Below are 14,164 nucleotides of genomic sequence, written 5' to 3' on the forward strand. Positions count from 1 at the left end.
GTGCTCGCCGGCGTGATTGCGGCCGCGTATGCCAACAGTCTGACCATCGGTTTCCAATTCGACGACTGGCATGTGCTGGAGCAGAACCCGTTCATTCGAAGTCTCGGTAACATTCCGCGCTTTTTCGTTGACGCACACAGCACCACCGTGCTGCGCGAGAACGTCGCCTTGCGCCCGATTCTCATGGCGAGCTTCGCGGTCAACTACGCGATCTCGGGAGCGGCGCCCTGGAGCTATCACGTCGTCAACCTCGTTCTGCACTGGCTGGCGATGGTCTTCCTCTTTCGTATTGTTCGCGATCATTTCTGGTTTGGCGACGAGGGACTGCCGATTGCGATCGGAGCAGCCCTCATCGTCGCGCTGCACCCCCTGAACACCGAGCCCGTGGATTACCTGTCGGCGCGCTCGGCGCTGCTGACTACGGTCTTCTATCTGGCCGCCTTTGATCTGGCCGTGCGTGAACGCCGGCTGCCAGCCGTGCTGCTCTTCGTCCTGGCGCTGCTGACCAAGGAGATCGCCATCACCCTGCCGGTGGTGCTCTTGGGGTATTGGTGGGTGGCGCGCCAAACCGCGGCTCCCCTGCGCCAGCCAATCCCGTGGCGATTTCTTGCACTGCTAGCGTCGCTCAGCGTGGCGGGGGTTCTCTACCGTGTCTTGCTCCTACCGCCATGGGCGTTTGGCGCCACGCACGATCCCTGGCTGACACCACCGATTTATTTCATGACGGAATGGTCAGCGTACCTGTATTACCTGAGGCTGTTTCTCTTGCCGAACGCCCTGGTCGTCGATCGGCTCGACTACCCCATTGCCCGCTCGCTTCTCCAGCCCCAAGCCTGGGGGAGTTTGCTGGTTCTCCTCGCGCTTCTGCTGCTGGCGTGGCGTACACGCCGGCGTTGGCCGGCGGTCACCTTCGCCGCGATTTGGTACTTGGTCACACTGGCCGTCGAATCGACCTTCTTTCCGCTTGCCGAGCCGGTGAACGAACACCGGCCCTACCTTGCGATGCTGGCTCTCGGAACCGTTGCCAGCCTTGGCCTGTGGCAGCTCGCGCAGTGGTCGACACGCCGCCACCGCGCCCCGGCGATGTCGGCCTATGCGCTGCTGCTCACGCTGCTCTCGACCGGCCTCGGCGCAGCGACGGTGGTGCGCAACCACACCTGGCAGAATGACTACAGCCTGTGGCGGGATGCCACGGAGAAGGCCCCGAACAACGCGCGTGCCTGGATGAATGCCGGACGGGCAGCAATGAACCGGGGGTTCGAACCGGAGGCACGCCGTTTTTTGCTCGAAGCCCGGCGCCTGAGCCCGTGCTACGCCTACGTGCAGATGAATTTGAGCGCCCTCGAAGCACGTGGTTCCCAGCTCGACGCTTCGCTGGCGTGGGCGGACGAGGCGGTGCGCTGCAATCCAGGGCTGGCACTGACACATTTCTATCGTGCCGCAGCGCTCGAGCGGCTCGGGCGACTGGATGAGGCGCTGCAGGGATATCGCGAGACCACCGCCATCGACTCAAAGCACACGGAAGCCTGGATGGCACAGGGCCGTTTGTTCGAGCGCCGCATGGCCTGGCAAGATGCGGCGGCGGCATACGATCAGGCCCGGGCCAGCGACCCAACTGCTGCCGAAGGGGCGATGCGCGCGGGGCTCGTATATCACCATCGTCTGGGCAATCCGGTGCGGGCGGTCGAGTGCTACCGCACGGTACTTCGCCTGATGCCGCAACACTACGGTGCGCACTACCAGCTGGCCATGGCGCTCTTGGCGACCGGCAACGAAAATGAAGCGCGGGTGGCGTGGAAGGCGTTTGAAGCGCTTGCCGCGGCTATTGGAGACCGCACTTGGCTCGAAGGGGTGCCGGCAGCCCTTGCGGATCGCACTGTGCCGACGGCGAACTGACGGCTCCGCTGCCCGGAGCGCTTCGGCTCACTGCAATGATGCCGCCTGGCGTTGCAGGTCGGGTAAGGTTTCGCGGATCAGCGGCGCCGCTTCGTCGTCAGGCGCCAGCTTCAGATAGCGTTCGAAGTCGCGGAGCGCCGCGGCATAGCACTCCAGGCGCTGGTAGAGAATGCCGCGGTCGCGCAGCTCACGCGGCAGGTCGGGAACCAGCAACAATATCCGATCGACGCAGGTCAGCGCACGGGTAAAATCGGCGCTGTCGACGTACATCTGCTTCAGGTTGCTGAGCATGCGCACCAGAATCTCACGGGCGCTAGCCGGGCACAGGAGCCGGCGGTCGAAACGCGTCTTCGACCCATAAATCCCCCGCAGGCGCTGCCAGCATTCTTCCTCGCTAATCACCGTGCCGAAGTACGGATCGATGATGATATCCGGATCGCCGACGCACTTGACCAGGAAGTGCCCGGGAAAACTCACGCCGTACACCGGCAGGTCGAGCCGCTGCGCCACCTCGCTGTAGACCACGCCCAACGAAATCGGAATGCCGGTGCGCCGATCGAGCACCTCGTTGAGGTAGGTATTGCGCGGATCATAGTAGTTCTCGCTGTTGCCAGCGAAGCCCTGCTCGACGAACAGAAACTGATTGAGCTGCGCCACCTGCTCGGCGGCCGGCGCACCCGCGCACACCAGCGCGCGGGCGGCGGCAGCCAGCTCATCCAGGCACCGCAAGTAACGGCTCACCTCGATGTCCGGATACTCCTCCTGGGCAATCAACAGCGCCACCTCGGCGAGGTCGATAGGCTCGTTGGACTGCGCCACCGCCGCCGCAAAGCGCTGGCGCGCCGTGCTGCTCTTCTTTACGCTCATATCGTTGCGCTCCGCCATAACGCGGAGCGGGCGCGGAATGCAAGAGGCTCCGTCTTGCCCTGACGCGTCGCGCACCGCGCTACAGCAGCCGGAAGCTACGCGCTCATAATCATCAGTTTGAAAGGGCTCCGGCGCTTCCCGAGAAACTCGGCCACTGCGCGCCTGGTGTCAGCACGGACGGTAACCGTGGTGCCGCCTTGCTTGCTCCAGGTCAGTCCCGTGTGCCGCCACTCGCTCTCTGGCCCAACGCCGGCGAGCGCCAGCATCCACCCGAGCGTGCGGTATTGAACCATCAGATCGACGGCCTGGGCATCCAGCACTACGCCGCTGCGACGCGCCAGCTCTCCTTGCGGACCAAAGAACTTCACCCGCAAGCCAGCCCGCCGAGCCGCCTCCGCCGCCACCGAGAAGTCGACCATGAACGTGATGTCGTCGGCACCAGGTGCCTCGTACACACTGGCTCCCGAGCGTGGCGGACCCGCATAGAAGCGTCGGCTCGCCGGCGTTCCCAGATGCAACTCGCGCGTGTCACCGTAATCGATCCACAGGATGTCGCATGCGTCGTACAGGCCCGCCACCGCACTGACCAGGCTCTCCATGGCGGGACAGGCGAAGTACGGCCGGAACTTCCGCTGCGCCTGGAAGAACTCCGGATAGTGCCGGCGCACGAAATCATCCAGCCCGGGAACCGCGTCCAGCGGCAGCACCACCTCCTCGAACCTGAGGCGGTCCCGCAGACGGGCATCGGCGAGGACAGCCGGCAACTGCTGCCGCGCCACCGCTTGCTGCTCAGGGCGCACGCCGGCAACGACAGGCAGGCCGTCCCTGCTTGCCGCGGAACGCACCACCGGGACCACGAATACCACGCCAGGGCTTCTGTCGTGGCGCGATACGATCTTATGGTGCGACAAACAGTCCAGGACTTCGTTGGCGAACACTATGCCGCACGAGCCCAGCGGCAGGCGTCGCGGCGCCTTCTCCGCCAGGTCAGCGTTCGTCCAGCGCACGCGCCGCGCCAGCGGACCGAGCTGCCGCTGCTGGCGCAGAATCAAAGCGGGGCTGCGCTCGATGATCCGATAGCGGAAGGCTTTCGCAAACCTGCTCCAGGCCGGCTTGGTGCGCGCGTATTCCGTCACCGTGAGCAAGACATCGAGACAGAGCTGGCCGTTGCCGGCCCCCAGCTCGCAAATCTCGAAGCGCGGTGGCTCACCGGCCCGGCGCCAGAAGCGAAAGCCGTATGCCGCCAGCATACGCCCGAAGAAGGGCGCCAGCGCCAGCGGAAAGGTGTCGTAGTGTCCGCCGTACCCGAAACGCACTTGGCCGGTGCTGTAGTAGCCGCAGATCGGATCGAAGAGCGCGGTGTCAACGAAGTCGCGAAATGAAGGAAAGACGCGGGCGATGCGTGCGGCCTCCAATGGCGTCGCCTCGACCGACGTGCGGCTACCCTTCATCGCCAGTACCTCTCTGCGGCTGCCACGTTGGCCCAGCTGAGGCCAATCGCGGCATATGCGATCGCGACCAGCGCTAGCGCCAGGACCGCGAGCAAGATCTTCTTCACCATGGGGCCTCCGCGTCAGATCCGTGGCGCGTACGTAGTCGAATACGGAAACGAGTTCAACTCACATGTGCCGACACAAGTCATCCCGGACCGCCTGCAACAATCATTTGCACTCCGGCGGTGAGCGGGCTAGACGCTTCTCCATGGACCTTCGCCTTTCTGCAGAACATCTCAAGTTTCGCGACGAAGCGCGCGCCTGGCTGCAAGCGAACTTGCGCCGGCCCTGGCGTGAAGAGTGGCGCGATCCGAACGCCACGGAAGACAGCCTCATGGAGCTGCGCCGAAATTGGCAGCGTAAGCTGCACCAGGGTGGCTACCTCGGCATCGACTGGCCCAAGGAGTGGGGTGGGCGCGGTGCGACTCAGGTCGAAAAGGCCATCCTCGAGGCCGAGCTGGCGCGCGCCGATGCGCCGCAGATCTTGAATTTCCTCGGCATCGGTCTGCTCGGACCGGCTCTCATTCATCATGGCACCGAGGCTCAGCGCCGCCGCTTTATCCCGCCGATGCTTGCCGCCGATGAAATCTGGTGCCAGGGATTCAGCGAGCCGGGCGCCGGCAGCGACCTGGCGGCGCTGCGCACCAGCGCGATACTCGACGGCGACGACTTCGTACTCAATGGACAGAAAATCTGGACCACGTTCGGTCCCTGGGCCGACTGGATCTTCGTCCTCGCCCGCACGGACCCCAAGGATCGGCACGGCGGCATCTCCTTCATTCTTTGCAAGCTCGACACTGCGGGCGTCACGGTACGGCCGTTGCGCCAGATCACCGGCGAGAGCGAGTTCGGTGAGGTCTTTTTCGAAGACGCACGCGTGCCACGCGAGAACCTCATCGGCCAGATCGGCGAGGGCTGGCGCATCGCCATGACGGTCCTGGCTTACGAGCGCGGGGCGGGCTCACTGGCCCTCGCCTACAACTACGGATTCGACCTGGAACGCCTGGCGGCAACCTGTAAGGAACTTGGCCGCACCGACGCGGCTGTGCGTGAAAAGCTCGGCCGGCTACTGGTGGAGAATGAGGTCATGCGGGCCAATGGTCTTCGCATGCTGGCAAACCTCGCTGACGGTCGCGTCCCCGGACCCGAGTCATCGATCGAAAAGATCTTCTGGAGCGAGTTCGACAGGCGCTTCCGTGAAACGGCGCTCGACATCCTCGGGCCGGGCGGCCAGCTCACGCGCGCCAGTACCGAGGCGCTCACCGATGTCGATTGGACCCGTGATTTCCTCTGGTCGCGGGCTGAAACGATTTACTCAGGCTCCTCCGAAATCCAACGCAACATCATTGCCAAGCGGGTTCTCAACCTGCCGCAGGATCCACGATGAAGTTTGAACTGTCGGAAGACCAAGCTCTGCTTCGCCAATCCGCCCGTGACTTCCTCTCCAGCGAGTCGCCGCTCGAAAAGAGTCGGCGCATCATGGAGCACGACCCGTGGGGATACGACCTGGCTTCGTGGAAGCGGCTCGCCGAACTCGGTTATCTCGGTCTCGTCTTGCCGGCAGATGCCGGTGGTCAGGGGCTCGGAGCCATCGAACTGGCGATTGTGCTCGAAGAAATCGGCCGCGCCTGCATGCCTGGCCCATACCTTGATGCGATTCTCGCCGCGACGGTACTGTCCGCAGCCGGAGGCCAGAACGCACTGCTTGCCGACCTCTGCTCGGGAACGAAGTTGGTGACGATCGCGCGTGAGGATGCCGCCTTCAGCGGCAGCCATCGTGCCGACATCGTATTCAAGGGCGGCCGGATCCGCGGCACGAAGTACTTCGTGCCCTTTGCGGCACAAGCCGACGCCCTGCTGGTGACCACGACGGACGGCATCTTCCTGTCTCAAGGGCCTTTCTCCGTCACACCGATGCCCACGCTCGATATCGCGCAGCGCTTCGGCAAGGTGGCCTTTGACCACGCGGCGACGCGCATTGGTTCGCCGGCCCTGCTTGATCGTCTCGACCAGCTAGCAGCCATCGGCGCCAGTGCCATGCTGCTCGGGATCATGAGTCGGTCGCTCGAAATGACTCTCGACTACGTCCGCACACGTGAGGCCTTCAAGCGCCCCATAGGCTCCTTCCAGGCACTGCAGCACCGGATGGCTGACATGCTGCTGAAGACGGAATCAACCCGTTCCGCTGCCTACCGAGCGGCGTGGTGCTTCGATACGGGGGATGCCGACACGGCGTTGGCGTGTGCCGCTGCCAAGGTCTACGCCGCCGACGCTTCGCGCCTCGTCTGCGGGGAATCCATCCAGATGCACGGCGGCATCGGCTTCACCTGGGAGCTCGACCTGCACTTCTACTTCAAGCGGGCAAAGACACTCGAGCAACACTACGGGGCGACAGAGCTACAGCTTCAAAAGGCCCTTGCCGCCGCAGGATTCTGACGCGGCCGGCTCTTGTTGCTGGCCTGGTCACGGGCCGTACGGCCACGGCCCCCAGAACGGCGACTGGTAATACCACGGTCCGTACGGCCACGGTCCCCAGCCCGGATACCAAATGTCAGCCCAGAACGGATAGTATTGCGCCGGGTACAGCTGACGCTCCGGCCACAAATAGACCTTTTCCGCCGCGACCTTTGGATAACGGTATTCGTGTTCCCCTATTTTCTGCGTTTCGGGTTCCTGAAGGGTACCCGTCACGGTCAGTTCCCGTCCTTTCACGTATACCGCTGGATCATAGAACCCGGGGGCACAGGCCATGAAGCGCCCTTCCGACTCGTCCGTACGCCGTGGCCGGGCCTCACTGTTCAATGGGCGCGCAAGTATCTCGAAGCAGGTGTCTTCCTTCCCGGGGTTGACGATCACGATGGTGCCGCCCCAACGCACCCGCTGACCCGTCAGACCTCCTTGCTGGGCATCACGCATCGCGATCTCGGCGTAGGTTCCGCCCAGTGGTGCCGGCGGTCGGACGCACGCAGCAAACAGCAGAGGGATCCCCAAAAGCAGGATAGATGGAGTGGCCGAAGCCAAGAGTCGCCTTTGCATATCGCCCTCCGACCCAGCGCTTAATGTAGCATGGTAACGCCGGCAACTATATTACGACGACCGACACGTCTTCTATGCAGCCAGCAGATTTCGGGCGATCACCTTCAACTCCAGGATCGGCTTTACGCCTTCGAAGATCGGCAATACCAGAGCATCGACGACGTAACGTGAGATCGGGAACTCATCAGCGTACCCCCACCCACCGTGGAGCAGCTGACCTTCTTGCGTGATCCACACCGCCACGTCTGAAGCGAACAATTTGGCCATAGCTGGTTCCAGCGCAATGGATTCATCCGCGTCCATGGCCCGTGCCGCTGCGTAGGTCAGCTGGCGTGCCGCCATCAGGTGAGTCGCCATGCGCCCGAGCTTGTACTGGGTGAGCTGAAAGTTGCCGATGGGCTCACCAAATTGCCTGCGGTCGCCGGCATACTCCGCCGTGCGTTCGAGTGCTGCCTGTGCCAAGCCTGTGGCTCGGCCTCCGGTCTGCAGGCGTCCCGCCGCGAAGCCGCCCATCTGCAGGTAGAAGCCCTTCCCTACTCCACCAGCTTCGCCGACCAGGTTCTCGGCGGGCACAAAGTAATTGTCGAAGCTCAAGGTGTACGAATGCATGCCGCGGTAACCGGGAGTTGCATCCGCCTTCCCGACCAGTAGCCCGCCCGTCGCCGGACGCATCTCGAAGCTGTGTCCCGGAAACGGATCCTTCTCGACGATGAGCAGCGACAGGCCGCGCGCGCCCTTCTTGAAATCCGGGTCGGTGCGCGCCAGCAGCGCCAGCGCGTTGGCGCGGCCGGCAAAGGTGCACCAGGCTTTGGCGCCGTTGATGAGGTACCCCTTCCTGCCGCCAACCTCGGCGGCATCGGCGCGGCACTTCACCGACGCCACGTCTGAACCCACGTCCGGTTCGGTGACGGAGATGCCCACCATCACTTCGCCGCTGGCGATCCGCGGCAACCAGGTGTTCTTCTGCGCCGGCGTCCCGCCCTTGAGCAGTGCTTTGGTGAGAATCTCCGGACGCGTGATCAGGCTACCGGCGCCGGCCAGCGAACCGCGTGACAGTTCTTCGGTGGTAATGATCATGACCAGATTGCCCATCCCACCGCCACCGAACTCCTCAGGAACCGACATGCCGAAGTAGCCCAGCTCGGCCATTTTCCTGATCAGCTCCTCCGGAATGAGTTCGTCGTGTCGGTGCAAGCGTTCGGCGATCGGGATCACCTCAGTTTCGGCAAACTGCCGCACCGAGTCACGGCTCATCACCGCCATGTCCTCCGCCATCCAGGCGTGATTGACCCCGTGTCGTTGGATGACGTGGCGGCCAATTGCCTGCACCCGCGCATCGCTGAGTCCGCTGCGCATCATGGCCTTGGCCGAATCGGTGCCTATCGTCTTGTTGAGCAGTTCGTCGCTCAGCCCAAACTCGCCGGCGTGCGCGTCCACCTGGCTCCGCAGGCGATGCGCCACCTCGGCGGCGAACACGGCCGCCATCTCCTCCACCACGGCATCGCGGTGTCCGTGCGCGGCCGCAGATTGCGCGTAGGCAAGCAGGTCCTTCGCCGCCGCCACTTCCGTTGCCGCATATGCCAGCCGCTCGCACTGCACCTGAGCCTCGTCGATGCCCTTCCCGCCATCCGTCCGCCGGCGGGCAACTTGCAGCGCCTCGGCCACAAGAGCATCGAGCCTGGTCACGAGCTGCCGAACGGCAGCCAAGTCGACTGGCGTTACACTGTCTGCCATATCCGAACTACTCCTTCCGGTTCTCGCTGAAGACTACGCGCTGTGTGCTGGGATGCTGGATTCTCTACCATCGCGCCAGGCGTGAGGCCAGTCTTGGCGTCATTAGAGCGTTTGCTGCGGAGCGCAGTCGATCTTATTTGATTTTACCCTATTGATGGGGTAACGCGATCCTGTTTACTCAAACACTGTAAGCATCGCGAGAAAGGGGAGCCCTATGTTCGTACTCGATGGCGGCCGCCGCTTTATCATTCCACGCACCGAACTGACCTATCCCGGTCACAGCATGAAGCTGCACCAGAACGCGGCCGATGCGGTGAAGGCCCCCGTTGATCACGTGATGGCGGACTTCGAAGATGCCTGTCCCTACGAGTTCAAGGGAGAAAAGAGCCGCAAGATCATGGTCGAGGCGCTGAACACCCTCGACTTCGGCCGCAAGGTCGTCACCGTACGGCCCAACAACATTCACTCCCAGTTCTTTCTTCAGGACATGGAAGCCGTGGTGCTGGGCGCCCCGAATCGTTTTCATGGCATCATGCTGCCGAAGACTCGCGGCCCCGAGGACATCATCTACGCATCGCGGCTTCTCGACGAACTCGAACGGCGCGGCGGCTGGACGTATCGCATCCAAATCGAATCCTTGATCGAGACGCCGCACGCGCTGGTCAAGGCCTACGACATCGCAACGGCCTCGGACCGCATGTGCGGACTGGTCTTCGGTATTGCCGACTTCGCCGCCAACCTCGGCATCCGGGAAATCGTCGAGAACCAGAACCAGAACTTCCACTACGCCAAACAATCGATGGTGGTGGCGGCAAAGGCAGCCGGGCTGCACGCCGTGGACAACGTCTACCTGCGCCTGGTCCGCAAGGAGGACTCCCCCGAACAGGTGAAGAAGATCGAAGCCGGTCTGCGCGAGAAAAACATGGGGGCTGCTGCCCTGGGAATGGACGGCACGTGGGTCATCCATCCGCAGCAAGCCAAGATCGCCAACGAATGCTTCTCGCCCACGACGGCACAGATCGCACAAGCCAAGCGGGTTATCGAACTCTATCACCAGAAGGGCGGTGGCTCGATGGCGGATCCGGAAACCGGCGAAATGATCGACGAGGCGACCATCAAGATCGCCCTGATGGACCTGGCGAAGGCGGTGCAGTCGGGTGACATCGATGCCGCCTACCTCGCCGAACAGGCAGGGAAGAGTCGGGGCGTCACTGGCTACGATATCCTCGAACTGATGCGCCGCACGGCGTAGGCACCTGAATCCCTGCTTCATTGCGCCTTGTCTGTGCTGATGCGCTCGAGCGCATCAGCGCGCACGAGAGCGCCGCCACCGTGGCCGACTCGTGTCGCTGGCACCCGCATCGGCGACACCGGCTCGACAAGGTGCCGTGCATCCGCTTAATTGGGGCGTCGCACTTGACTATTGGGAGGCCCTTATGAAGCTCGCATACAGTCCCGCGCACGAGGCGCTCCGGCAGGAGTTACGGCAGTACTACAAGAAGCTGCTCACGCCAGAGCTCGTCGAGGAAATCAGCCGCAGCGAAGGAGTCGGACCGACGGTCCGCAAGGCCGTCCTTCGAATGGGCGCGGACGGCTGGCTCGGCATCGGCTGGCCGAAGGAGTACGGCGGCCGCGGCATGACGCCGATCGAGCAGTTCATCTTTTTCGACGAATCCATGCGGGCCGGTGCGCCGGTCCCGATGCTCACGGTCAACTCCGTGGCACCAACGATCATGCAGTACGGATCCGAGGAGCAGAAGAAGTTCTTCCTGCCGAAGATTCTGCAGGGTGAGATCCATTTCGCCATCGGCTACACCGAGCCCGACGCCGGCACCGATCTCGCCGCGCTCAAGACGCGGGCGGTGCGCGACGGCGACTTCTTTGTCATCAACGGCCAGAAGGTGTTCACAAGCCTGGCCACCGACGCCGACTACATCTGGCTGGCGGTCCGCACCGATCCCGAGGCACCCAAACATAAGGGCATCTCGATTATCATCGTGCCCACCGACACGCCTGGTTTCCGCTGTGTACCCATCAAGAACATGGGCAGCATGAACACCAACCAGACCTTCTACGACGACGTTCGCGTCCCGGTAAGCAATCTCGTCGGCAAGCTGAATGGCGGCTGGAAGCTCATTACCAACCAACTCAACCACGAGCGCGTGACGCTCTGCAGCTCGGGAATGATCGAAGGCCGCTTCAACGAGGTGGTTCGCTGGGCCAAGGACACCAAGCTCGCCGATGGCCGGCGGGTGATTGATCAGCCGTGGGTGCAGCTCAGTATCGCGCGCATTCACGCCCGTCTCGACTTTCTGCGGCTGATGAACTTCAAGGTCGCTTGGGGCGCCGAGCAGAACCAACCGCTGAACCCGGCGCATGCGTCGAGCATCAAAGTCTTCGGGACCGAGTTTTACCTCGAGGCCTGCCGCCTCATGATGGAGATCCTCGGACCAGCGGCAAACTTCCGGTCCGGTTCACCCGAGGCGGCGCTCAACGGCCGCATCGGCTTCATGCTGCGCGGCATTCACATTCTCACCTTTGGCGGTGGCACCAACGAGTTGCAGCGCGACCTGATCGCCCTGTTCGGCCTCGGCATGCCGGTGCAGCCGAGATTCTAAAGATACGAGGAGACCGCACATGGAGTTTTCCTTCACCGACGAACAGCGCGCCACAGCCGAGCTGGCAGCACAGATCCTCACCGATCGCTGCGCCCTCGAGCGTTTGAAGGCCATCGAGTTGAGCCACGACCGCTACGACCGTGAGTTGTGGGCTGAGTTCGCCAAGGCGGGCCTTCTGGGCGCGACGTTGCCGGACAGCGTTGGCGGGAGCGGCGGCAGCTTTATCGACATCTGTCTCTTGCTCGAGCAGCAAGGGCGCAGGCTGGCTCCGCTGCCGCTGTTGCCGGCTCTCGTCTCCGCGGCGATGCCGTTAGCGCGCTTCGGCTCGGCCGAACAGCAGCAGCGCTACCTGCCAGGCGTCGTCGCTGGCACGACCCTGCTCACCGCCGCACTCAGTGAGCTCGGCACGGACAGCCGTGCACCAATCACCACGGCCAAACCGGATGGGAAACATTGGCGTCTCACCGGCGTGAAGGTCGCCGTTCCCGTGGCGCATGCCGCTGCCGCCGTGCTCGTCCCAGCGCGCACGCCCGACGGTCAGATCGGGCTCTTCCTCATCGATCCCAAAGCGCCGGGGGTGACACTCGCACGCCAGGACACCATGAACTGGGAATCACAGTCCCGCATGGAGCTGTCGAACGTAGCCGTTGGACCAGAAGCCCTGCTCGGGCCCATCGGCCAGGGTGCGCAGCACTTGAATTGGATTGTCGACCGGACAACGGTCGGCCTCTGCGCCATCGCGTCCGGGGCCTGCCAGGAAGCGCTACGGATCACGGCCGAGTACACTTCGAACCGGAAGCAATTCGACAAGCCCATCGCCATGTTTCAGGCGGTCGGACAGCGCATGGCCGACTCGTACATCGACAACGAGGCGGTCAACCTCACCATGTGGCAGGCGGCCAGCCGTCTCGCCGATGAGACGCCCTCGCCCAAGGAGATCGACACCGCCAAGTACTGGGCGTCGGAAGGCGGAAGCCGCATCGGGCACGCCGCGCTGCACCTCCACGGCGGCATCAGCATCGACGTGGACTATCCCATTCACCGCTACTTCCTGTGGCTGAAGCAGATCGAGAACACGCTTGGTGCGGCGACGCCGCACCTCGTGCACCTGGGCGCGATCATCGCGGCTGAGAGTCTGTGAGGAGGTTGGTACGAAGGCACATGAGATTTCGTCAGCACAATCTGTGTGAGCGGCCGAAGGTCGCCAATGGTGGTATAGGCTTCCAGCCTGTACCAGTGAACGTGCGGCGGAACGGCCGCCGGGTTCGTACAGGCTGGAAGCCTATACCACCAGCATTACGCCTCTTTGGCGCAACGCAAGGCGAAATCGCCGTAGTTGCCGACCACGCATTTCCTCACAGACTCTGAGCCGGCGTAAGCTACGCTGGCCGGTCCGGGTTGCAGCGATGGTGTGCCGCTACACACCGGTTAGCCGGCCGGCGATCATCGGCAGTTCGAGGTAAGTCTGAATCCCCGGTGTGGCCTCGCACACGTAGGGGATCGCATTGACCAGGTGCATGGCAGTGGCGATGATGCCGTGATCCTGGCGATACGCCTGCTCCACAGGATCGGACGACGCCTCGGGCCACTTCGTGCTCAACCGGCAACGCACCGGCGGGTCGCCGTCGATCGCGATCAGCCAGCCATCGAAGGGGAATGGCCATTCCGGGTCAATATGGTCGTGCCCCATGACCCAGGTCACCCGCGTGCTGATCACCACTTTGCCCTGCACCAATCCCGACCAGGTGAAGCGCTGCCCGGCCACCGTCCCCGGGGCCATCGTGCCGAAGCGCCCTGTAATCGGTGCCGTCGCCAGTGCAACCTCATGCTTGGCGTCGTAGCCATCGAGTTGGACCTTCATCCCGGCGGCTACCATGTCGATCGCCTGACGGAAACCCGCTCCCAGAAAGTCGACCATGGGGCTGCCTTCGACGTCTTTCGGCGGCTTCCCCATGAGCATGATGTCGGTGATGACATTGACGGCGTCGTAGTCGCGGATGTCGGAGAACTCGTCGATCTGCACCCGCTTGATGCGCCGCGACAGCGCCGTCACCATCAAGGCAAAGCGGTCACTGGCACCGCCAGGGTTGATACCCGTGCCGTGCAGTGAGACTCGGCCGGCGCGGCAGGACGCCTTGATCCGGGCGAGGGTCTCGCTTCCCGCACTCGGTGGATAGATCCATCCCACGGGGGTCACGACGTTCTTGCCGGACTCCAGCAAACGGCATACATCGTCGAGATCCGGCAGCAGCGGCGCATACACGACGCAATCGGCCTCGAGGGCAAGGATCTTGGCGATGTCGTCAGTGGCGGTGACCCCCAGCTTTCCGATGCCACAGATCTCGCCGACATCGCGGCCCGCCTTGGCGGCACTGTAGACATAGGCACCGACCAACTCCGTTTCCGGATGTTCGACGATACCGCGCACCGCGTGCTTTCCAACGTTGCCGGTTGCCCACTGAATGACTCGATACTTCATGCTGGCTCCCTTTCTCACAACCGTTTCAGCGCCTGCATGAG

At 63.4% G+C, this 14,164-nt stretch carries 11 protein-coding genes; 6 read left to right on the top strand and 5 right to left on the bottom strand.

Going from position 1 to position 14,164, the window contains the following annotated elements:
- Window positions 1-1,896 (top strand): tetratricopeptide repeat protein (locus VF515_03100; protein HEX7406618.1); only part of this gene is annotated, 1,896 nt, incomplete at its 5' end.
- Window positions 1,897-1,923: 27 nt separating this feature from the next.
- On the opposite strand, the gene VF515_03105 is transcribed toward VF515_03100, so the two are convergent.
- Both VF515_03105 and VF515_03110 read right to left on the bottom strand, forming a co-directional pair.
- Entirely contained in the window at window positions 1,924-2,763 is an 840-nt protein-coding gene (locus VF515_03105) for a tetratricopeptide repeat protein (GenBank protein ID HEX7406619.1), read from the bottom strand.
- 95 nt (window positions 2,764-2,858) lie between these two features.
- Window positions 2,859-4,214, bottom strand: a complete 1,356-nt coding sequence (locus VF515_03110; GenBank protein HEX7406620.1) for an SAM-dependent methyltransferase — start codon at window positions 4,212-4,214, stop codon at window positions 2,859-2,861.
- 250 nt (window positions 4,215-4,464) lie between these two features.
- Between VF515_03110 and VF515_03115 the strand changes: the two genes are divergently transcribed.
- Both VF515_03115 and VF515_03120 read left to right on the top strand, forming a co-directional pair.
- Window positions 4,465-5,643 carry an acyl-CoA dehydrogenase family protein gene (locus VF515_03115; GenBank protein HEX7406621.1) on the top strand — a complete coding sequence of 393 codons (1,179 nt, stop codon included), beginning with the start codon at window positions 4,465-4,467 and terminating at the stop codon, window positions 5,641-5,643.
- Entirely contained in the window at window positions 5,640-6,692 is a 1,053-nt protein-coding gene (locus VF515_03120) for an acyl-CoA dehydrogenase family protein (GenBank protein ID HEX7406622.1), read from the top strand. The genes VF515_03115 and VF515_03120 overlap by 4 nt, the downstream gene beginning before the upstream one ends.
- 27 nt (window positions 6,693-6,719) lie before the next feature.
- Here VF515_03120 and VF515_03125 read toward each other — a convergent pair whose 3' ends face one another.
- Window positions 6,720-7,292, bottom strand: coding sequence for a Slp family lipoprotein (locus tag VF515_03125; protein ID HEX7406623.1), 573 nt, complete (start codon window positions 7,290-7,292; stop codon window positions 6,720-6,722).
- Window positions 7,293-7,364: 72 nt separating this feature from the next.
- Window positions 7,365-9,026, bottom strand: coding sequence for an acyl-CoA dehydrogenase family protein (locus VF515_03130; protein ID HEX7406624.1), 1,662 nt, complete (start codon window positions 9,024-9,026; stop codon window positions 7,365-7,367).
- A gap of 214 nt (window positions 9,027-9,240) precedes the next feature.
- Here VF515_03130 and VF515_03135 point away from each other — a divergent pair, with 214 nt between their 5' ends.
- The 3 genes from VF515_03135 (at window position 9,241) to VF515_03145 (ending at window position 12,785) form a co-directional block, all read left to right on the top strand.
- A complete protein-coding gene (locus VF515_03135) occupies window positions 9,241-10,278 on the top strand; it encodes a CoA ester lyase (protein ID HEX7406625.1) in 1,038 nt (345 codons plus the stop codon).
- Window positions 10,279-10,462: 184 nt separating this feature from the next.
- Entirely contained in the window at window positions 10,463-11,644 is a 1,182-nt protein-coding gene (locus tag VF515_03140) for an acyl-CoA dehydrogenase family protein (protein HEX7406626.1), read from the top strand.
- Between the two features lie 19 nt (window positions 11,645-11,663).
- A complete protein-coding gene (locus VF515_03145; GenBank protein HEX7406627.1) occupies window positions 11,664-12,785 on the top strand; it encodes an acyl-CoA dehydrogenase family protein in 1,122 nt (373 codons plus the stop codon).
- A 276-nt stretch (window positions 12,786-13,061) separates the two neighbouring features.
- Here the strand turns inward: VF515_03145 and VF515_03150 are convergent.
- Window positions 13,062-14,164 (bottom strand): hypothetical protein (locus VF515_03150; protein HEX7406628.1); only part of this gene is annotated, 1,103 nt, incomplete at its 5' end.

The sequence above is a fragment of the Candidatus Binatia bacterium genome (genome assembly GCA_036382395.1).
Taxonomy (GTDB): domain Bacteria; phylum Desulfobacterota; class Binatia; order HRBIN30; family HRBIN30; genus JAGDMS01.